The sequence below is a fragment of the Geodermatophilus sp. URMC 61 genome (genome assembly GCF_052931555.1).
Map to the genome: position 1 here is coordinate 3015645 of NZ_JBRFHZ010000002.1, position 19081 is coordinate 3034725.

Annotated in this window: 23 protein-coding genes; 1 reads left to right on the top strand and 22 read right to left on the bottom strand. The window is 74.3% G+C overall.

The genetic code is table 11. From position 1 onward, the window contains the following. Positions 1-7: 7 nt before the first annotated feature. From frr to rpsB, 4 genes are all read right to left on the bottom strand, one after another. Positions 8-565, bottom strand: coding sequence for a ribosome recycling factor (gene frr / locus ACU610_RS13980; RefSeq protein WP_446768316.1), 558 nt, complete (start codon positions 563-565; stop codon positions 8-10). Positions 566-632: 67 nt separating this feature from the next. Next, positions 633-1418 (bottom strand): UMP kinase, encoded by a 786-nt coding sequence (gene pyrH / locus ACU610_RS13985; protein ID WP_446768317.1) that lies wholly within the window; start codon positions 1416-1418, stop codon positions 633-635. A 200-nt stretch (positions 1419-1618) separates the two neighbouring features. Next, positions 1619-2434: a translation elongation factor Ts gene (tsf, locus tag ACU610_RS13990; protein WP_446768318.1), complete on the bottom strand. Its 816-nt coding sequence runs from the start codon at positions 2432-2434 to the stop codon at positions 1619-1621. A gap of 128 nt (positions 2435-2562) precedes the next feature. After that, on the bottom strand, positions 2563-3501 hold the full coding sequence (rpsB, locus tag ACU610_RS13995; protein ID WP_446768319.1) for a 30S ribosomal protein S2: 939 nt from the start codon (positions 3499-3501) through the stop codon (positions 2563-2565). A 298-nt stretch (positions 3502-3799) separates the two neighbouring features. Between rpsB and ACU610_RS14000 the strand changes: the two genes are divergently transcribed. After that, positions 3800-4303 carry a M23 family metallopeptidase gene (locus tag ACU610_RS14000; RefSeq protein WP_446768320.1) on the top strand — a complete coding sequence of 168 codons (504 nt, stop codon included), beginning with the start codon at positions 3800-3802 and terminating at the stop codon, positions 4301-4303. Between the two features lie 12 nt (positions 4304-4315). On the opposite strand, the gene ACU610_RS14005 is transcribed toward ACU610_RS14000, so the two are convergent. The 18 genes from ACU610_RS14005 to ACU610_RS14090 form a co-directional block, all read right to left on the bottom strand. Beyond that, positions 4316-4624: an antibiotic biosynthesis monooxygenase family protein gene (locus ACU610_RS14005; RefSeq protein WP_446768321.1), complete on the bottom strand. Its 309-nt coding sequence runs from the start codon at positions 4622-4624 to the stop codon at positions 4316-4318. A gap of 160 nt (positions 4625-4784) precedes the next feature. Further along, complete coding sequence (gene whiG, locus ACU610_RS14010) at positions 4785-5585, bottom strand: RNA polymerase sigma factor WhiG (RefSeq protein WP_446768322.1); 801 nt, start codon at positions 5583-5585, stop codon at positions 4785-4787. A gap of 116 nt (positions 5586-5701) precedes the next feature. After that, positions 5702-6637 carry a tyrosine recombinase XerC gene (locus tag ACU610_RS14015; RefSeq protein ID WP_446768323.1) on the bottom strand — a complete coding sequence of 312 codons (936 nt, stop codon included), beginning with the start codon at positions 6635-6637 and terminating at the stop codon, positions 5702-5704. An 80-nt stretch (positions 6638-6717) separates the two neighbouring features. After that, complete coding sequence (gene dprA, locus ACU610_RS14020; RefSeq protein WP_446768324.1) at positions 6718-7977, bottom strand: DNA-processing protein DprA; 1260 nt, start codon at positions 7975-7977, stop codon at positions 6718-6720. Beyond that, positions 7974-9494, bottom strand: coding sequence for a YifB family Mg chelatase-like AAA ATPase (locus ACU610_RS14025; RefSeq protein WP_446768325.1), 1521 nt, complete (start codon positions 9492-9494; stop codon positions 7974-7976). The genes dprA and ACU610_RS14025 overlap by 4 nt, the downstream gene beginning before the upstream one ends. Continuing rightward, positions 9491-9850, bottom strand: coding sequence for a YraN family protein (locus tag ACU610_RS14030; protein ID WP_446768326.1), 360 nt, complete (start codon positions 9848-9850; stop codon positions 9491-9493). Before ACU610_RS14030 ends, ACU610_RS14025 begins: the two co-directional genes overlap by 4 nt. Before the next feature lie 131 nt (positions 9851-9981). Beyond that, complete coding sequence (locus ACU610_RS14035; protein WP_012949990.1) at positions 9982-10302, bottom strand: DUF2469 domain-containing protein; 321 nt, start codon at positions 10300-10302, stop codon at positions 9982-9984. Then, positions 10299-11075: a ribonuclease HII gene (locus tag ACU610_RS14040; RefSeq protein ID WP_446768327.1), complete on the bottom strand. Its 777-nt coding sequence runs from the start codon at positions 11073-11075 to the stop codon at positions 10299-10301. The genes ACU610_RS14035 and ACU610_RS14040 overlap by 4 nt, the downstream gene beginning before the upstream one ends. Positions 11076-11443: 368 nt before the next feature. Beyond that, on the bottom strand, positions 11444-12151 hold the full coding sequence (locus ACU610_RS14045) for a LuxR C-terminal-related transcriptional regulator (protein ID WP_446768328.1): 708 nt from the start codon (positions 12149-12151) through the stop codon (positions 11444-11446). A 266-nt stretch (positions 12152-12417) separates the two neighbouring features. Continuing rightward, on the bottom strand, positions 12418-13344 hold the full coding sequence (gene lepB, locus ACU610_RS14050; RefSeq protein WP_446768329.1) for a signal peptidase I: 927 nt from the start codon (positions 13342-13344) through the stop codon (positions 12418-12420). A gap of 78 nt (positions 13345-13422) precedes the next feature. Beyond that, a complete protein-coding gene (gene rplS / locus ACU610_RS14055; RefSeq protein ID WP_446768330.1) occupies positions 13423-13779 on the bottom strand; it encodes a 50S ribosomal protein L19 in 357 nt (118 codons plus the stop codon). A 144-nt stretch (positions 13780-13923) separates the two neighbouring features. After that, entirely contained in the window at positions 13924-14427 is a 504-nt protein-coding gene (locus ACU610_RS14060; RefSeq protein WP_446768331.1) for an NUDIX hydrolase, read from the bottom strand. Then, a complete protein-coding gene (gene trmD / locus ACU610_RS14065) occupies positions 14424-15164 on the bottom strand; it encodes a tRNA (guanosine(37)-N1)-methyltransferase TrmD (RefSeq protein ID WP_446768332.1) in 741 nt (246 codons plus the stop codon). Before trmD ends, ACU610_RS14060 begins: the two co-directional genes overlap by 4 nt. Further along, positions 15161-15694, bottom strand: a complete 534-nt coding sequence (gene rimM / locus ACU610_RS14070) for a ribosome maturation factor RimM (RefSeq protein ID WP_446768333.1) — start codon at positions 15692-15694, stop codon at positions 15161-15163. The genes trmD and rimM overlap by 4 nt, the downstream gene beginning before the upstream one ends. A 26-nt stretch (positions 15695-15720) precedes the next feature. Next, the gene (locus tag ACU610_RS14075) at positions 15721-15957 is read right to left on the bottom strand and encodes an RNA-binding protein (protein WP_091153035.1); all 237 of its coding nucleotides are present in this window, start codon (positions 15955-15957) and stop codon (positions 15721-15723) included. Between the two features lie 3 nt (positions 15958-15960). Then, positions 15961-16401 carry a 30S ribosomal protein S16 gene (gene rpsP, locus ACU610_RS14080; protein ID WP_446768334.1) on the bottom strand — a complete coding sequence of 147 codons (441 nt, stop codon included), beginning with the start codon at positions 16399-16401 and terminating at the stop codon, positions 15961-15963. Between the two features lie 220 nt (positions 16402-16621). Continuing rightward, a complete protein-coding gene (locus ACU610_RS14085; RefSeq protein ID WP_446768335.1) occupies positions 16622-18370 on the bottom strand; it encodes a proline--tRNA ligase in 1749 nt (582 codons plus the stop codon). A gap of 131 nt (positions 18371-18501) precedes the next feature. Further along, positions 18502-19074 (bottom strand): hypothetical protein, encoded by a 573-nt coding sequence (locus tag ACU610_RS14090; RefSeq protein WP_446768336.1) that lies wholly within the window; start codon positions 19072-19074, stop codon positions 18502-18504. Positions 19075-19081 lie beyond the last annotated feature (7 nt).

The window sequence follows — 19081 nt, forward strand, 5'->3', positions numbered from 1 at the left end:
GGCCGGCTCACACCTCGAGGAGCTCGGACTCCTTGTGCTTGACCGCCTCGTCGATGCCGTGCACGTGCTTGGCGGTCAGGTCGTCGAGCTCCTTCTCCGCACGGCGCACCTCGTCCTCGCCGGCCTCGCCGTCCTTGGCGATGCGGTCGAGCTCCTCCTTGGCCCGGCGGCGCACGTTGCGGACGGCCACCTTGGCGTCCTCGCCCTTCGCGCGGGCCTGCTTGACCAGGTCGCGGCGGCGCTCCTCGGTCAGCTGGGGGAAGACCACGCGGATGATCTGGCCGTCGTTCGTCGGGTTGACGCCGAGGTCGCTGTCGCGGATGGCCTTCTCGATGGCCGACAGCTGGCCCGTGTCGTAGGGCTTGATCACCGCCATGCGGGCCTCGGGCACGGTGATCGACGACATCTGCGGCACCGGCGTCGGCGAGCCGTAGTAGTCGACCAGGACCTTGTTGAACATCGCCGGGGCGGCACGCCCGGTGCGCACCGAGCCGAGGTCCTCGCGCGCGACCGACAGGGCCTTGTCCATCCGCTCCTCGGCGTCGAGCAGGGTGTCGTCGATCACGGGTCTCTCCTCCTGGTGCGGCGGAGTGCTCCACCGCGGATGCGGGTCTGCGGGCTGGCGGCGGCGCTCAGGCCGGGTCGCTGATCAGCGTCCCGATCCTCTCACCTGCCACGGCTCGGGCGATGTTGCCGTCGCTCAGCAGGTTGAAGACGACGATCGGCATGCTGTTGTCCATGCACAGGCTGATGGCCGTCGCGTCGGCCACCTTGAGCTGCTTGGCCAGCACGGTGCCGTAGTCGAGGTCCTCGTACATGACGGCGTCCGGGTTGGTGCGGGGGTCGTCGTCGTAGACGCCGTCCACCCCGTTCTTGGCCATGAGCAGCACCTGGCAGCCGATCTCGAGGGCCCGCTGCGCGGCCACCGTGTCGGTGGAGAAGTACGGCATGCCGGCACCGGCGCCGAAGATGACCAGCCGGCCCTTCTCCAGGTGCCGCACCGCCTTGCGCGGGATGTAGGGCTCGGCGACCTGGCCCATCTCGATCGCCGTCTGCACCCGCGTCTCCAGGCCGACCTGCTCGCAGAACGCCTGCAGGGCCAGGCAGTTCATCACCGTGCCGAGCATGCCCATGTAGTCGGCGTGCCGGCGGTCCATGCCGGCCTGGGACAGCTCGGCGCCGCGGAAGAAGTTCCCGCCGCCGACGACCACGGCCACCTGCGTGCCGTTGTGGACGACGTCGGCCAGCTGGGTGGCGATGTTCTGCACGATGCCGGAGTCGACGCCGACCTTGCCGCCGCCGAAGGCCTCTCCGGACAGCTTGAGCAGGACCCGCTTGTACCCCGCACCGTCGGCGGGCTGGAACGCGGTGGGGGCGGACATGGGCGCGGTGGCGCTCGGCGCGGCGGTGTCGGTCAACGGGTTCTTCCCTCGCTCGGCGTCGTTCCCCTGATCCTGCCGCACGGGCCGTGCGGCAGCTCGCGGGCAGGGGTCCCCCGCATCGGTGCCCGGACACGCCACCGGCCCCGTCCCAGGTGGGAGACGGGGCCGGTGGAAGGACCCCCGCTGCCCCCACCACTCGCACGCTCGCGGCGGGACCCTGCAGCGGGGCCGGACTGCTACTGCTGGCCGACCTCGAAGCGGGCGAACCGCTCCACGGTCAGGCCGGCCTCGTCGACGATCTGCTTGACCGTGCGCTTGGGCTCGGTGATCGACGGCTGCTCGAGGAGGACGAAGTCCTTGTAGTAGGCGTTGACCCGACCCTCGACGATCTTGGTGATCGCCTGCTCGGGCTTGCCCTCCTCCTTGGCGGTCTGCTCGGCGACGCGCCGCTCGGTCTCGACCGCCTCGGCCGGGACCTCCTCGCGGGTGAGGTAGCGCGGGCGGGCCGCGGCGATGTGCATCGCCAGGCTGCGCGCGGCCTCCTCGCTGCCGCCGCTGTACTGCACCGCGACCCCGATCGCCGGGGGCAGGTCGGTGGCCCGCTTGTGCAGGTAGGTGGCGGTCTGGCCGTCGAAGACCACGAACCGGCTGAGCACCAGCTTCTCGCCGATGCGGGCCGACTCGCCCTCGACCAGGGCGGCGACGGTCTGGCCGTCGACCTCGGTGGCCAGCAGCGCGTCGACGTCGGCCGGCTGCTGCGCCAGGACGACGTCGAGCAGGCGCTCGGCCAGCTTGACGAAGTCCGCGTTCTTGGCGACGAAGTCGGTCTCGCAGTCCAGCTCGAGCAGGGCGCCGTCCTTGCTGACGACGACGCCGTTGGTCGTCGAGCGCTCCAGGCGCTTGCCGACGTCCTTGGCGCCCTTGATGCGCAGCAGCTCGACGGCCTTGTCGTAGTCGCCCTCGGCCTCGGTGAGCGCCTTCTTGCAGTCCATCATGCCGGCGCCGGTGGCGTCGCGGAGACGCTTGACGTCGGCCGCGGTGAAGTCAGCCATGCCTCGATTTCCTTCTGTGTCAGTGCCTGAGCGGGACGGCGGCCCCGTCCGCGGCCCCGTCCTCCTCACCCCGAGCCTGCGAGGGGTGAGGAGGACGGGGTCCTTCAGGGGGCCGCCGGGGTCCTCTTTCAGCCGTTCTGGGCGCCCTGGGTGCCGGTGTCCGTGCCGCCGGTGGCGGGCACACCCTCGACGGGGGCGATCTCGGTCGCGGTCACGGCCGGGGGCTCGGCGGGGGTCTCCGGCAGCGGGGAGGCCGCCGTGTCGCCGGCGGCGTCGCCCTGCTGGCCGGTGAGCAGCTCGCGCTCCCAGTCGGCCAGCGGCTCGTCGCCACCGATGGCCGGCTGGCCGCCGTCCTCACGGCCGGCGTTGGCCTGCGCGGCCGAGCGGGCCATGAGGCCCTCGGCCACGGCGTCGGCGATCACGCGGGTCAGCAGCGCGGCGCTGCGGATGGCGTCGTCGTTGCCCGGGATCTTGTAGTCGACCTCGTCCGGGTCGCAGTTGGTGTCGAGGATCGCGACGACCGGGATGTTGAGCTTGCGGGCCTCGCCGACGGCGATGTGCTCCTTCTTGGTGTCGACGATCCAGACGGCGCTGGGCACCTTCTGCATGTCGCGGATACCGCCGAGGCTGCGCTCCAGCTTGGCCTTCTCGCGGGTGAGGCCCAGCTGCTCCTTCTTGGACAGGCCGGCCATCATGCCGGTCTGCTCCATGTCCTCGAGCTCCTTGAGCCGCTGCAGCCGCTTGTGGACGGTCGAGAAGTTGGTGAGCATGCCGCCCAGCCAGCGCTGGTTGACGTAGGGCATGCCCACGCGCTGCGCCTGCTCGGCGATGACCTCCTGCGCCTGGCGCTTGGTGCCGACGAACAGGATCGTGCCGCCGTGCGCGACCGTCTGCTTGACGAACTCGTAGGCGTTGTCGATGTACCCGAGCGTCTGCTGCAGGTCGATGATGTAGATGCCGTTGCGCTCGGTGAAGATGAAGCGCTTCATCTTCGGGTTCCAGCGACGGGTCTGGTGCCCGAAGTGGACGCCGCTGTCGAGCAGCTGCTTCATGCTGACGACTGCCATGGCCGCAGCCTCTCTGTGCTCTGCGCGCGGCCACGCGGGGCCACGCTCCTCGGTTGTCGCGGGCACCGGGTGGCGCTCCGCCCTGGCGTCCGGCCGCCACGACCCCGCGAACGGGGACCGGGGTGGCGACCGTCCCGCTGCTGCCAGCGGGGAGAGGACGCGCGAAGTCGACCCGCCGCAGACGGGTCGCGACCTCGAGCATACGCCCCGTGGCCGGCGGCCCTCCCCAGCGGGCGGGGTCGTCCACAGACCGCGGGAGGTCGGCCCGCCCGGCGTCCCGCGGGCGCACGCTCCCCCGGTGCGCCGACCGGTCCTCGCCGTCCTGCTCCTGATCCCGTCGCTGCTGCCCGCCGGCGGGGCCGGCGCCGCAGCCGGGGTGCCGGACGACGTCCCGGCCGGCCTCTGGGCGCGACCCGTGGAGGGTGCGGTGACCCGCCCGTTCGACCCGCCGCCGGACCGGTACGGGGCCGGTCACCGCGGCGCGGACCTGGCCGGGGTGCCGGGGTCGCCGGTGGTCGCGGCGGGCGACGGCGTCGTCGTCTTCGCCGGGATGGTGGCCGGCCGGCCGGTGCTCAGCGTCGACCACGCCGGTGGCCTGCGGACGACGTACGAGCCGGTCGACGCCGCGGTGGGCGCCGGGCAGCCGGTCGCCCGCGGCACGGTGCTCGGGACGCTGGTCGGCGGTCACGCCGGCTGCCCCATCGCGGCCTGCCTGCACTGGGGCCTGCGCCGCGGCGAGGTCTACCTCGACCCGCTGTCCCTGTTGGAGCCACCGGAGGTCAGGCTGCTGCCGATGGGCTGAGGACCGTCGGACTCAGTCGGCCGGGCCGACGGTCAGCACGTCGGAGGAGTGCTCCACCGTCGGGAACGGGTCGTAGGAGCCGTGCAGCAGCTCCCGCCAGCGCTCGTAGCCGGCCGAGCCGCGGAAGCCCTCGGTGTGGTCCTCCAGGCGCTCCCACTCGACCAGGAGCAGGTACGTGCCGGGTCGTTCCAGGCAGCGGGACAGCGAGAGCCGCCGGAACCCGGGGCTGGCCGCGATGACCGTCCGGGCCTCGGCGAAGGCGGCCTCGAAGTCGACCTCCCGGCCCGGGCGGACCGGCAGCAGCGCGTGCTCGAGGACCACCGTCAGACGACGGCCCCGACCCGGCTCCGCGCCCGGTCCCGCTCCACGCCCTGTGGCCCAGGCCGCCACCGCGGTCGCGCCGGCTCTCGCTCGCCGGCGCTCGCCGCGGTGTGCACTCCCTGTCGGCGGTCGCCTCGCCGCCAGGCTCCCCGACCTGTGGTCACGCGATGTCGGCCAGCTTGGTGCGCAGCTGCAGCACCGCCTTGGTGTGCAGCTGGCAGATACGGCTCTCGGTGACGCCGAGCACGCGGCCGATGTCAGCCAGGGTCAGGCCCTCGAAGTAGTAGAGGCTGACGACGACCTTCTCCCGCTCGGGCAGCTGCTCGACCGCGCGCGCCAGCAGCTGCCGGGCCTCGCCGTGCTCGGCCACCGCCTGCGGGTCCAGGGCGCTGGTGTCCTGCAGGGTGTCGACCAGGCGGGGTGCGCCGCCCTCGTCGTCGGAGAGCAGCTCGTCGAGAGCGACGACGTTGACGAGGGAGAGCTGGCCGAGGAACTTGCGGACCTCCTCGACGTCCATCCCCATCTCGGCGGCCACCTCCTCCTCGGTGGGGCTGCGCTGCAGCCGGCTCTCCAGCGTCGCCACGGTGCGCTCGAACTGCCGGGCCTTCATCCGCACCGACCGCGGGATCCAGTCGGTGCTGCGCAGCTCGTCGATGATCGCGCCGCGGATGCGGGCCATCGCGTAGCTCTCGAACTTGACCTCACGCGAGGGCTGGTAGCGGGTGATGGCGTCGATGAGGCCGAAGGTGCCGTAGGAGACCAGGTCGGCCTGCTCCACGTGGGCGGGCAGGCCGCTGCCGACGCGGCCGGCGACGTACTTCACCAGCGGCGCGTAGTGCAGGATCAGCCGGTCGCGCAGCTCGGGCGCCCGGTCGGTGACGTAGGCGGCCCACAGCTCGGCCAGCGCGGCCTCGGCGTCGTCCGGGGTCTCGTCGAGCCGGTGGATGGCGGCCTCGGTCACGGTCTGCGCTCCCGACTGTCGGAGGCTCCTCGCGGAGGAGCTCGGGGTGGGCACGATGGCGGTGCGCGATCCGATGGCGCGCAGGACAACTGTGTCAGACACAGGCGGCGGTCCTCTCAGGCGCGCGGGTGCGCTCGGGCGTGGACGGCCCGGAGCCGGTCGACGGTCACGTGCGTGTAGAGCTGGGTGGTGGCGAGGCTGGCGTGGCCGAGGAGCTCCTGCACGAGACGCAGGTCCGCGCCGCCCTCCAGCACGTGCGTGGCCACCGAGTGCCGCAGCCCGTGCGGGCCGATGTCGGGGGCGCCGGGCGCGGCCGTCACCGCCGTGTGCACGGTGCGTCGCGCCTCGCGCTGGTCGAGCCGGCCGCCGCGTACGCCGAGCAGCAGGGCCGGCCCGGAGCGCTCGGTCGCCAGCGCAGGGCGGCCGCGGGTGAGCCAGGCGTCCAGCGCCCGCTCGGCGGGCGCACCGTAGGGAACGGTGCGCTCCTTGCGGCCCTTGCCCAGCACCCTCAGCACGCGGCGATCGCGGTCGACGTCGTCGATGTCCAGACCGACCAGCTCGCTCACCCGGATGCCGCTGGCGTAGAGCAGCTCGAGGACGACGGCGTCGCGGAGGCCGACCGGTTCCTCCGCCCCGGCGGCCGAGTCCACGACGGCCCGCGCCTGGTCGGGGGCGAGCACCTCGGGCAACGTGCGGTGGGCCTTGGGGCTGACCAGCCGCAGGCCCACGTCCTCGGCGGTGAGGCCGCTGCGTCGCAGCCAGCGGGTGAAGGAGCGAGCGGCTGCGGCCCGCCGGGCGATGGTGGCGCGCCCGGCACCACGGGTGCGGTTGTGCGCCAGCCAGCTGCGCAGCGTGGGCAGGTCCACGTCCTCGATGCGCGTGCCACCGCGCCGTACCAGGTGGTCAAGCAGCCAGACCGCGTCGCCCACGTAGCCGCGGATGGTGTGCGCGGACAGGTCACGCTGCCAGCGCAGGTGCTCCTCGTAGTCGGCCAGCACCTCCGCCAGCGCCGGCGGCAGCGCGGCCCGGGCGTCGGCGGTGCGGGCGGTCACCCCGAAACGGTCGGTCGGACCCGGCCGGGGGTCAAGCCGAAGCGCCGACCCCGCGCGAGCTCATGCTGCCTCCCCTGCCGTCACCCCCGTCCCTCCCCCGCCCGCACCGCCCGGGCCAGCCGCCACCCGCCGTCGGTGACCTCGACGAGGTCGGCGAGCTCCAGCACGGGCAGCACCCGCAGCACGTCCAGGACGTCGCAGCCGGCCACCCGGGCCAGCCGCTCGGGACCGACGCCGTTGCGGACCGGACAGGCGTCGAGCACGCGGACGGCGAGGTCGGAGAGCCCGTCGCGAAGCCCGGTCGGCCGCTCCGGCGGGTCGGCGAGGTCCTCCCCCAGTCGGCCGACGGTCTCCACGACGTGCGCGGCGTCGGCGACCAGGACCGCACCGAGCTCCGGATCCCGCAGCAGCTCGTGGCAGCCCACGCTCATGGCCGAGGTGACCGGGCCGGGCACGACCATCACCTGCCGGCCCAGCTTCTGCGCCCGCCGCGCGGTGGCCTGCGCGCCGGAACGCGCCGCCGCCTCCACGACCACGGTGCCCTGGGTCAGCGCGGCGATCAGCCGGTTGCGGACGAGGAAGCGGTGCTTGAGGGGGGCGGCCCCGGGCGGCCACTCGCTGACCAGCAGCCCAGACTCGGCGATGCGGTGGAACAGCACCCCGTGCGCGGCCGGGTAGGCCCGGTCGACACCGCAGGCGAGGACCGCGATCGTCGGGGCGTCCGCGGCCAGCGCGCCGCGGTGTGCGGCCGCGTCGATGCCGAAGGCCCCGCCGGAGACCACCGTCCAGCCCCGCTCTCCCAGCTGGTGGCCCAGCTCGCCGGCGACGTGCTCGCCGTACGCGGTCGACGCCCGGGCACCGACGATCGCCACCAACCGGTCGGCCAGCTCGTCGAGGCGGGCCGGACCGCGGACCCACAGCGCGAGCGGCGGCACCGGGGCGGTGGCCCGCGGGGACTGGTGCCGCGGGTCGTCGGGCTCCTCCCCGGTGGCCAGCGTGAGGCAGTGCAGCAGGTGCGCCGGCCACTCGTCGTCCTCGGGGACGACCAGCCGCGCCGCGCAGCGCTCGGCCCGCAGCAGGTCCGCCGGTGAGGCGTCCTGGCCGGCGCGGGCACCGACCAGCGCCCGGACGACGTCCGGCGCCCGGCCCGACCGCAGCCTGCGGACCGCCTCGACCGGGCCGACGTCCTCGACGAAGCGCCAGAACGCGACGCTGCCCGGTTCGGCCGCGCGGCTCAGCCAGGCCCGCGCGCGCCGCACCGCGGGCCCGGCGAGCCCGTCGGACGCGGTCTCGGTGAGCCCCTGCTCCATGTCCTCGTCGAGGCTGGGCAGGGCGCTCATGCCGCGGCCCGCTGCAGCCGCAGCCCGAGGGCCTCGGCCACGTCGTCCGCCCCCGGGACGGTGCGTCCGGCCAGGTCGGCCAGGGTCCACGCGACCCGCAGCACGCGGTCGTAGCCGCGGACCGACAGCGCCCCGCGCTCCAGTGCCCGCTCCACCAGCCGCAACGCCGACCGCGGCGGGGACCACCGCTCGCGCAGCAGTCGACCCGGCACCTGGCTGTTGAGGTGCAGGCCCGTGCCGGACAGCCGCGCCGCCGCGAGCGCCCGGGCCTGCGCGACGCGGCCGGCGACGACGGCGGTCGGCTCGGGCGCCGTCCCACCCTCCAGCCAGGCGGCCCGGGTGACCGCCGGGAGGTCGACCCGCAGGTCGATCCGGTCGAGCAGGGGCCCCGAGAGCCGGGCCTGGTAGCGCCGCCGCTCCAGCGGGCTGCAGGTGCAGGCGGCGTCGCCGGCGGCGCTGGCGCACGGGCACGGGTTGGCCGCGAGCACCAGCTGCGCGCGGCACGGGAAGGTGGCTGCGCCGCTGGCCCGGGAGATGGTCACCGAGCCGCGCTCGAGCGGCTGGCGCAGGGTGTCGAGGACCGCTCGCGGGAACTCCGGCGCCTCGTCGAGGAACAGCACGCCGCGATGGGCGCGGCACAGCGCCCCGGGGCGGATCAGCCCCGAGCCGCCGCCGACGAGGGCGGCCATCGTCGCCGAGTGGTGGGGCGCCTCGAAGGTGGGGCGGGTCACCAGCGGGGCGTCCGGCGGCAGGGTCCCGGCGACCGAGTGGATGGCGGTGACCTCGAGCGCCTCCTGCTCGTCCAGTGCGGGGAGCAGCCCGGGCAGCCGCTCGGCGAGCATCGTCTTGCCCGCCCCGGGCGGCCCGCTGAGGAACAGGTGGTGTCCGCCCGCGGCCGCGACCTCCACCGCTCGGCGGCCGATCGGCTGGCCGACGACGTCGCCCAGGTCCGGTCCGGGCGGCGCCGGCGGCAGGGTGCGGCGGGTGTGCCGGGGCAGCGGCGTCCGGCCCTTCAGGTGGGCGACCACCTCGGCGAGCGTGCCGGCGGCCAGCACCTCGACCCCCTCCACCAGCGCGGCCTCCTCCGCGTTGCCCGCGGGGACCACCGCCGTCGGGTGGCCGGCGCGGGCGGCGGCGAGCACGGCCGGCAGCACCCCGCGGACGGCGCGCACGGAGCCGTCGAGCCCCAGCTCGCCGAGCAGGACCAGGCGGCCCACCGACTCGGCCGGGACCGCGCCGTCGGCCGCCAGGACCGCCGTGGCCAGCGCCAGGTCGAAGCCGCTGCCCTGCTTGGGCATCGACGCCGGGGAGAGCCCGATGGTGATCCGGCGCAGCGGCCACCTGCCGCCGGCGTTGGCCACCGCCGCCCGTACCCGGTCGACCGACTGGCGGACGACCGCGTCGGGCAGTCCGACGAGCACCACGCCGGGCACGCCGGCCGACAGGTCCACCTCGACGTCGACCATCGCGCCGTGCACCCCGGCCAGGCCGACCGACCAGGTCCGCGCGAGCGTCACGAGAAGGCCGCCCGCAGGTGGGTGACCAGCGCCGGCCGGTCCGGCCGCACCAGCACGCCGACGACGTCGAACCGCAGCTCCGGCGCGTGCTCGTCGTGGGCGGCCAGCCAGCGCTGGGCCAGGGTGCGCAGCCGGCGCTGCTTGACGTGCCCGACCGCCTCCACGGGGTGGCCGAAGCCGACCGCGCGGCGGGTCTTGACCTCACAGAAGACCAGTGCGTCGCCGTCGCGGGCGACGATGTCGAGCTCACCGTCGCGGCAGCGCCAGTTCCGGTCGAGGACGCGCAGGCCGCGGTCGGTCAGGTAGGCGGCGGCGATGCGCTCGCCGTGGGCGCCGAGGTCCGATGTCGTTCGCACCGGCCGACCGTCGTCCGCCCACACCGGCCGGGACAGCCGCCCGGCGGATCTGTGGACCGGGGCGGCGCCTGTGGACGCCGGGTCCCGGACCGTTGGCGGGCGGGGTCAGCCTCCGGCGCGTGAGACGCGGATCAGGTCAGCCGGGGACCGTCGGGCAGCTCGAGGTCGGGCTTGTCCAGCTCCTCGACGTTGACGTCCTTGAAGGTCAGCACCCGGACGTTGCGCACGAACCGGGCCGGCCGGTACATGTCCCACACCCAGGCGTCGGAGAGCTTGAGCTCGAAGTACACCTCGCCGCCGGCCTCCCGGACCTGGAGGTCGACGGAGTTGGCGAGGTAGAAGCGCCGCTCGGTCTCCACCACGTAGGTGAACTGCCGGACGATGTCCCGGTACTCGCGATAGAGCTGCAGCTCCATCTCGGTCTCGTACTTCTCCAGGTCCTCGGTGCTCATCGCGGCTCTCCGGACACAGGGCGCATGGCCCCATCATCGACCATCCCGCCGGAGCCGGTCAGCTGGAGTCCCCGAGCGGCGTGTGCGTCGCGGGCCCGGACCACGTTGACGAAGCGCTTCCGGTGCTCCGGACAGGGCCCGTACCTCTGCAGGGCGGCGTCGTGCGCCGCGGTGGTGTAGCCCTTGTGGACGGCGAAGTCGTACTGCGGCCAGCGCTCGTGCAGGTCGAGCATGATCCGGTCCCGCGTGACCTTGGCCAGCACCGACGCCGCCGCCACGCACGCCGCCACCCGGTCGCCCTTCCACACCGCGAGGGTCGGCCGGGCCAGCCCCGGGACGGGGAAGCCGTCGGTGAGCACGTAGTCCGCGCCGGGGTCGAGGGCCCACACCGCGCGGCGGAGCGCCTCGATGTTGGTGACGTGCATGCCGCGGGCGTCGAGGTCGGCGACCGGCATGACGACGACCGACCACGCCTCGGCCCGGTCGACGACCTCCTCGTAGACCCGCTCGCGGGTCGCGGCGGTCAGCAGCTTGGAGTCCGCGAGGCCGGGGACCCTCCCCCGGCGGCCGGCCGGGAGCACGCAGGCGGCGGCGACGAGCGGGCCGGCACAGGCACCACGGCCGGCCTCGTCGGCGCCGGCGACCGCTGCGAAGCCGCGGCGGCGCAGGGAGCGCTCCATGTCCCACAGGGCGTCGAGCCGGTCGTCGGCGGCCGGAACGGCGCGGGCCCGGTTCCGCGGCCCGGGAGCAGCGGGGGTGGTACGGACAGCCATCGCGGTCCGACAGTACGACGCCGGCGCGACCCGGCGGGCGGACCGTCGCCGGGGGGAACGCCAGGGGCCGGCCCCGGGGTCAGGGAGGCCGGCCCGTGGACGGTCGGCCGCCGGAGCGGCCGGAGAGGCGCCCGTGCGGACCGCCGAGGAGGCGGACGGTCCGCACAGCTCCTCTGCAGGAGAAGGACCTCGCCCCACTCAGCCCTCGCAAGCTCGGGCTGAGCCTCCCGGGCGAGGCCAGCCTGCGGGCGGCGGGAGGCAGGGGGTCCTCTTCCGAGGAGCGGGAGGACGGGGTCCTGCTACGAGCGGCGGGGGGCAGGGGCGGCCCCGTCCCGGGCCCGGGAGGGCTCGGGAGTCGGGGTCCTTCTTCAGGCCTCGGCCGGGGCCAGGGCGTGGGAGCCGCAGGTGCAGGCGGCCGGGTTGCGGGAGGAGAGCACCAGCGAGACGGCGTGCGCCCGGTCGCGGGCGCCCAGCTTGCGCAGGATGGCCTTGACGTGCGACTTGACGGTGTCCTCGCTGATGAACAGGTTGCGGCCGATCTGCCGGTTGGACTGGCCCTGGATCAGCTCGTCGAGGACGTCGGACTCACGGCGGGTCAGCGGCACCTCGGGGGTGAACGGCTTGGCGGCCGGAGCGGCCGACGGCTCGACCCGGCGGATCTGCGGGTCGACGACGGTGCGGCCGGCGCGGGCGGCCAGGATCGCCCAGCCGAGCAGGGTCGGCGAGGTGTTGATCATCAGGTAGCCGCGGACGCCGGCGGCCAGCGCCTCGTTCACCACGGCCGGGTCCTCGGAGGTGCCCAGGGCCACGATCGTCACCCGGGGGTACCGGCGGCGCAGGTCGCGGCAGGCGTTGAGGGTCGCGGCCCGGCCCGGGCCCAGCTCCACGACCACCGCGTCGGGGCGGGCGGTCTCGACCAGCGTGAGGGCGCGGCGCAGCTCCCCCGGAGTCCCGACCGACTGCATGCCGGCGGTCTCGTTCACCATGCTCACCAGCCCACGGCGCAGGACGGGCGCGTCGGCGAGGATGAGCACGCGGGTGACGCCGCGGGCGGCGCTCGCCATGGGTGCGGACACAACAGACTCCGTTTCACACGTTCGGGGAACTTCTCACGTTCTCCATCGGACGGGTGAGACGGGTGCTTGAACGCTTTTCAGCATTTTTCGCAAGAATTGTTCGACGCCCCTCCGAGTGGCGCCGAGTCACACGGAAAACACCGGAATGGTGACCCGCCGCATTCGTGTCGACACGACGACGACAATTCCGCAGGAGGCCCCGGGACGACTCGACCCGCACGCCCCGGGTGCCGGGGGTGCGGGTCGAGGGAGGAGCGCGGGATCCGTCAGCCGCTGCGGGACCGGCGCCGTCGCCGTCGCCAGGCGGTGAGCGGTACGGCGCCCACGAGCCCCATGGCGTACGGGGCGGCGACCGCCGTGGCACCGGAGACCGGCACACCGGCCGCCTCGGTCCCCTGGATGTCGGGGGAGCCGAGCGTGCCGAAACGGTCGAGCGGCCAGACGATCAGCGCGGCCTTCCCGACCACGTCGTCCACCGCGACCGTTCCGGACCACTCGTCGCCGATGTGCGCCTTGGAGTCCGCCGACGCCGAGCGGTGGTCGCCCATGACCCACAGCCGGCCCTCGGGGACGGTGACCGGACCGAACACCCGGCTCTCCAGCGGGGTGTTCTCGAAGACGTAGGGCTCGTCGAGGGGTTCGCCGTCCACGGTGACCCGGCCCTCGGGGTCACAGCACTGCACCGTCTGGCCGCCGGTGGCGAGGACCCGCTTGACGAAGTCGTCCTCGCTGGGCGGGGCCACCCCGATGGCGCGGCCCAGCCACAGCAGGCCACTGGAGAGCCAGTTGCCCGGCTCCTGGACGTCCACCTCCGGCGACCAGCTCTCCGGACCCTCGAAGACGACGATGTCGCCGGGCTCGGGCTCGCCGAACCAGTAGGGCACCTTGTTGACCAGGACGCGGTCGCCGGTGCAGCCCGGGCAGCCGTGCAGCGTCCGCTCCATCGAACCCGACGGGATGAAGAACGCCTGCACCAGGAATGTCTTCACCAGCAGGGCGAGCACGAAGGCGATGAGGAGGAGCACCGGCAGCTCGCGGATCAGCGAGCCGTTCTTGGCCGCCTCCTCGCGCCGGCGCGCGGCGCGGCCGCCGGGACGGCGGGCGGGGCCGGCGCCGGCGGCGGACCCGGTCGCCTGGGGCTCCTCCGGCTCCGGAACGACGTCGGCGGGCCTCCCGGGCCGGTCACTGCTCATCGGAGCCAGGGTACGGCCGCGGGAGACCCGCCGTGGTCAGGCCGGACCGGCCGGCCTGCGACGTGTCAGCGCGCAGTGTCAGCGCGAGACGGTCTCGCGCTTCTCCTTGATCTTGGCGGCCTTGCCGCGCAGCTCGCGCAGGTAGTACAGCTTGGCGCGGCGCACGTCACCGCGGGTGAGCACCTCGATCTTCTCGACGACCGGGGTGTGCACCGGGAAGGTGCGCTCGACACCGACACCGAAGCTGATCTTGCGGACGGTGAAGGTCTCGCGGATGCCCCCGCCCTGCCGGCGGATGACCACGCCCTGGAAGACCTGGATGCGGGAGCGGTTGCCCTCGATGACGCGCACGTGCACCTTCACGGTGTCGCCCGGCCGGAACTCGGGGATGTCGTCGCGCAGCGAATCGGCGTCGAGTACGTCCAGGGTGTTCATCGCGGCAGTCCTGTCCTAGCGGTCATGTCGTTGCGGTGCGGACAGCAGGCGCCCCCGGCTGTCCGATCCGGGGAGCTGCGCTCCGGGGGGAGCCGGCGTCGACGAGGCGATGCGTCCGCAGCAGCTCTCTACTGTGCCACATCTTCACCCGACGAAGCGCGGCGGCCCCGTCCACGGGCCGGCGGACAGCTCCGGCAGCAGGTCGGCGAGGTCGCTGGGCGCGAAGGTCTCGGCGCTCGTGGCGACCTCCTCGGCACTCCACCAGCGGTGCGGCTCGGCACCGAGCAGCTCGAGCTCCGTGCGACCGCTCGCGTCCACCTCGTGCACCACGTCGCGCAGCACGAAGAAGGTCTCCCGCGAGTCGATCTGCACGCCGGCGAACGGGCCGACGTGTCGCCGGAACCACACCGGCCCCTCGAGCTGGGCGGGGCCGACGACCAGGCCGATCTCCTCGGCGAGCTCCCGGGCGGCGGCCTCCCGCACAGCCTCCCCCGGCTCCACGCCGCCGCCGGGTGTGTACCAGAACAGCACGTCCCCCGGCGGGACGGCGGGGTCGGTGAGCCGGGCGCCGAGCAGCAGCACCCGCCCGCACGGGTCGAGGACGACGACGCGCGCGGTCGGCCGCACCACCGCTCGGCGGTCGCTCACTCGTCGAGGACGGCGCGGTCGGCGGCGGTGAGCGCGCTCTCGGGCAGCGCTGCCAGCAGGTCCGGACGCCGGGCCGCGGTCCGCCGCAGGGACTCCGCGCGCCGCCAGCGGGCGATCGCGGCGTGGTCGCCGGAGAGCAGCACCGGCGGGACGTCGTGGCCGCGCCAGGAGGCCGGGCGGGTGTACGCGGGGCCCTCGAGCAGGCCGTCGGCGTGCGAGTCGTACTCGACGGACTCCCGGTTGCCGACGACGCCGGGCAGCAGTCGGGTCACGGCCTCGACCATGACCAGCACCGCGGACTCGCCGCCGGCCAGCACGTAGTCGCCGATCGAGACCTCCGACACCGGCCCGGACGCGGCGGCCCAGTCGGCGACCCGCTGGTCGATCCCCTCGTAGCGGCCGCAGGCGAAGACCAGGCCGGGCTCGGTGGCCCACTCGGCGGCCACGGCCTGGGTGAACGGGCGGCCGGCGGGGGTCGGCACGACCAGACGGGTGCCCGGTGGGCGGACGGCCTCCAGCGCCCGGGCCCACGGCTCGGGCTTCATCACCATGCCCGGGCCGCCACCGTAGGGGGCGTCGTCGACGGTGCGGTGGACGTCGTCGGTCCACTGCCGCAGGTCGTGCACGCCGACGCTGACCAGGCCGCGCTCGGCGGCCCTGCCCAGCAGCGACTGCCGCAGCGGCGCCATGTACTCGGGGAAGATCGTGACGACGTCCACCCGGAACGGTGCGCTCACAGGTCGAGCAGCCCCTCGGGCGGGTCGACCACGAGGGACCCGCCGGCGAGGTCAACGGTCGGGACGATCGCCGTGACGAACGGCACCAGGAGCTCACCGCCCTCCACCCGGCGGACGACGAGCAGGTCGGCGCCCTCGTGGCGGACGGCGTCCACTGTGCCCAGCTCGGTGCCGTCGGGCAGGTGGGCGGCCAGGCCGACCAGCTGGTGGTCGTAGAAGACGTCGGGGTCCTCGAGCGCGGGGAGCTCGGCGACGGGGACGTGCAGCTCGGTGTTGCGCAGCTCCTCGGCCGCCTCGCGGCTCCCGACGCCCTCGAAGGCGAGCAGGAGGACCTCGCGGTGCCAGCGTCGGCCGGCCACGGTGAGCGGCCCGCGGTCGGCGGGGTCGGTGCGCAGGACCGCACCCGTCGCGAACCGGAGGTCCGGGTCGTCGGTGCGGACCTCGACGGTCACCTCACCACCGACACCGTGGGGTCGGCCGATGCGGCCGACCACCACGGTGTCGGTGGGGTCGTTCGGTGCTGCGCTCACCAGCGGTGGTGCTCAGGAGGAGGCGCTCAGCGCCCGTCGGTGTCGACGACGTCGACCCGCAGGCCGCGGCCGCCGACACCGGTCATCACCGTGCGCAGCGCCTTGGCGGTGCGACCACCGCGGCCGATGACCTTGCCCAGGTCGTCGGGGTGCACCCGGACCTCCAGGGTCTTGCCACGACGGTTGGTGAGCAGGTCGACCGTGACGTCCTCGGGGTGGTCGACGATGCCCTTGACCAGGTGCTCGAGCGCCTCTTCGAGCACGTCTTACTCGGCGGGCGTCTCGGCGGGGGCGTCGCTCGCCGCCGCGTCGTCGGCCTTGGGAGCGGCCTTCTTCCTCGGGGTGGTGGCGCCGGCGGCCGGCTCCTCACCGGAGTTGCGGACGGCCTCCTCGTAGAGGGCCTTCTTGTCCGGCTTCGGGGCGGCGACCTTCATGGGCGGCGGGGCCGGCTCGCCCTTGAACTTCTGCCAGTCACCGGTGACCCGGAAGATGGCCGCGACCGGCTCGGTCGGCTGCGCGCCGACACCGAGCCAGTACTGCGCCCGCTCGGAGTCGACCTCGATGAAGGAGGGCTCCTCCTTCGGGTGGTACTTGCCGATCGTCTCGATGACGCGGCCCTCGCGCTTGGTGCGGGAGTCGGCGACGACGATGCGGTAGTACGGCGCGCGCATCTTGCCCAGGCGCATGAGCTTGATCTTGGTGGCCACGGTGTGTGGTGTTCTCCTCGAACGCAGGTCGTGTGCCCGCCCGGAGCGACGCGTGGGGGTACGCCGGGGGCGGTGCGGCTGGACACGGCCGGCAACGGTGAGAGGGCCGCCCACCGCCGTGTTCGACCGACCATTGTGCCAGAAGGCGCGCCAGCGCCGTCCGGCCCCGTCCAGAGGCTCGCGCCGAGCGTGCGAGGCGTGAGGAGGACGGGGTCCTTCCTCAGCTGCGGACGGCGGCCAGCACCCGGGCCGCGGCCTCGCCGACGGGCACCTCCTCGCGCTCCCCCGTCGCCCGGTCGCGCAGCTCCACGACGCCGTTGGCCAGCCCGCGGCCGACGGTGACGATGGTGGGCATCCCGAGCAGCTCGGCGTCCTTGAACTTGACCCCGGGCGAGACCTTCGGCCGGTCGTCGTAGAGCACGGTGAGCCCGGCGGCGACCAGCTCCTGGGCGAGGGCCTCGGCCGCCGAGAAGACCGCGGCGTCCTTGCCGGTGGCGACGACGTGCACGTCGGCCGGCGCGACCTCGCGCGGCCAGACCAGGCCCAGCTCGTCGTGGGTGGACTCGGCGATCGCGGCCACGGCCCGGGAGACGCCGATGCCGTAGGAGCCCATGGTGACCGTGACCAGCTTGCCGTTCTCGTCGAGCACCTGGAGGCCGAGCGCCTCGGCGTACTTGCGGCCCAGCTGGAAGATGTGCCCCATCTCCACGCCGCGGGCGAGCTCCAGCGGGCCGGAGCCGTCGGGGGCGGGATCGCCGGGCAGCACCTCGGCGGCCTCGATGACGCCGTCCCAGGTGAAGTCCCGGCCGGCCACCAGGTCGAAGACGTGCTTGCCCGGCTCGTTGGCGCCGGTGATCCACCGGGTGCCGGTCACCACCCGCGGGTCGACGAGGTAGCGGATGCCCGACGCGCTCCCGGCACCGAGCACCTGCGGGCCGATGTAGCCCTTGACCAGCTCGGGGTGGCCCTCGAAGTCGGTGAACGGTTCCACCTCGGCCGGCGAGACCTGGGCCTCGAGCCGCTTGGTGTCGAGCTCACGGTCACCGGGGATGCCCACGATCAGCGGTTCGCGGGTGCCGTCGGGGTGCACGAGCGTGACCACGACGTTCTTCAACGTCGAGGCGGCCGTGTAGCCGGCGTCCGGGAACATCTGCTGGGCGACCGCGACCAGCGTCTCGATGGTCGGGGTGTCCGGCGTGTCCTCGACGTGGGCCTCGGGCAGCCCCTCGAGCGGGATCGGCTCGGGGACGACGGTGCTGACCGCCTCGACGTTGGCGGCGTACCCACCGGGCGAGCGGACGAAGGTGTCCTCACCGACCGGCGTCGGGTGCAGGAACTCCTCGCTCTTGGACCCGCCCATGGCCCCCGACATGGCCGAGACGATGACGTAGTCCAGGCCCAGCCGGTCGAAGACCCGGATGTAGGCGTCGCGGTGGGCGGCGTAGCTCTTGTCCAGCCCGGCGTCGTCGACGTCGAAGGAGTAGCTGTCCTTCATCGTGAACTCGCGACCGCGGAAGAGCCCGGCCCGGGGACGCGCCTCGTCCCGGTACTTGGTCTGGATCTGGTACAGCGTGACCGGCAGGTCCTTGTACGACGAGTACAGGTCCTTCACCAGGAGCGTGAACATCTCCTCGTGGGTCGGACCGAGCAGGTAGTCGGCACCCCGGCGGTCCTGGAGGCGGAAGAGGTTGGGGCCGTACTCGGTCCAGCGGTTGGTGGCCTCGTAGGGCTCGCGCGGCAGCAGCGCCGGGAAGTGCACCTCCTGCGCGCCCATCCGGTCCATCTCCTCGCGGACGACGCGCTCGACGTTGCGGAACACCCGGTAGCCCAGCGGCAGCCAGGTGAAGCCGCCGGGCGCGGCCCGCCGGATGTAGCCGGCCCGGACCAGCAGGCGGTGGCTCGGGACCTCGGCGTCGGCCGGGTCGTCGCGCAGGGTGCGCAGGAACAGCGTGGACATCCGCAACAGCACGCCGACGAGTCTCCCAGGCGGCCCCTCGGGATCGCCCCCGGGTTTGCCCGCTCGGCCGGCCGGCTCACGGAGGACACGGCCGGGCTGGGTGCGGGGGGTCACCGAGCCCGGCCGTGGGTCTGGGGGAACTGTCAGTCGTCGTCCCGGCCGGCGGAGTCGTCACCGGGCGGGTCGTCCGAGCCGTGCCCGCCGCCGACCCGGCCCGCGGAGTCGTCGGTGGAGGGCGTTCCCCCGGCGGGCGCCGTGCCGGCACCGGAGGAGTCCTCCGGCCGGTTGTCGTCGGCGCGCACGCCCTCGTCGCGGAACACCGGCGCGCCGTCGACGCAGACGACGTGCAGCTCCACCTTCTGGGTGGCGCTCTCGAACTCGACCTCACCGTGCTGGTCCTGGTCGTCGAGCCACCAGCCGACCGCGGGCGCGGCCGCGACCTGCAGGACCCCGCCGTCGCACGAGGCGAAGACCGTCCCGCCGACCGTGGCGTGCTCACCCGAGGCCGGGGCGGCGACCGGCGGCTCGGGCGCCGACGCGGGCAGAGGGACGTCCTCGGAGGCCGACGGTGCGGCCGACGACGCCCTGGTCGCCGAGACCGGGTCGGCGACGGTCGACGCACCGGCGTCGACGAGGGACACGGCGAGGAACCCCAGGCCGACCGCCGAGGCGGCGGAGGCGGTCCAGAGGGCACCGAATGCAACGGTTCGCTTCATGCCGCAG

Excerpts from the sequence above, each read along its gene's own strand:
- rpsB (WP_446768319.1), bottom strand. The coding sequence starts at position 3,501 with ATGGCAGTCGTCAGCATGAAGCAGCTGCTCGACAGCGGCGTCCACTTC.
- lepB (WP_446768329.1), bottom strand. The coding sequence starts at position 13,344 with ATGAGCAGTGACCGGCCCGGGAGGCCCGCCGACGTCGTTCCGGAGCCG.
- dprA (WP_446768324.1), bottom strand. The coding sequence starts at position 7,977 with ATGAGCGCCCTGCCCAGCCTCGACGAGGACATGGAGCAGGGGCTCACC.
- tsf (WP_446768318.1), bottom strand. The coding sequence starts at position 2,434 with ATGGCTGACTTCACCGCGGCCGACGTCAAGCGTCTCCGCGACGCCACC.
- rplS (WP_446768330.1), bottom strand. The coding sequence starts at position 13,779 with ATGAACACCCTGGACGTACTCGACGCCGATTCGCTGCGCGACGACATC.
- ACU610_RS14040 (WP_446768327.1), bottom strand. The coding sequence starts at position 11,075 with ATGGCTGTCCGTACCACCCCCGCTGCTCCCGGGCCGCGGAACCGGGCC.
- ACU610_RS14090 (WP_446768336.1), bottom strand. The coding sequence starts at position 19,074 with ATGAAGCGAACCGTTGCATTCGGTGCCCTCTGGACCGCCTCCGCCGCC.
- ACU610_RS14035 (WP_012949990.1), bottom strand. The coding sequence starts at position 10,302 with ATGAGCACCGAGGACCTGGAGAAGTACGAGACCGAGATGGAGCTGCAG.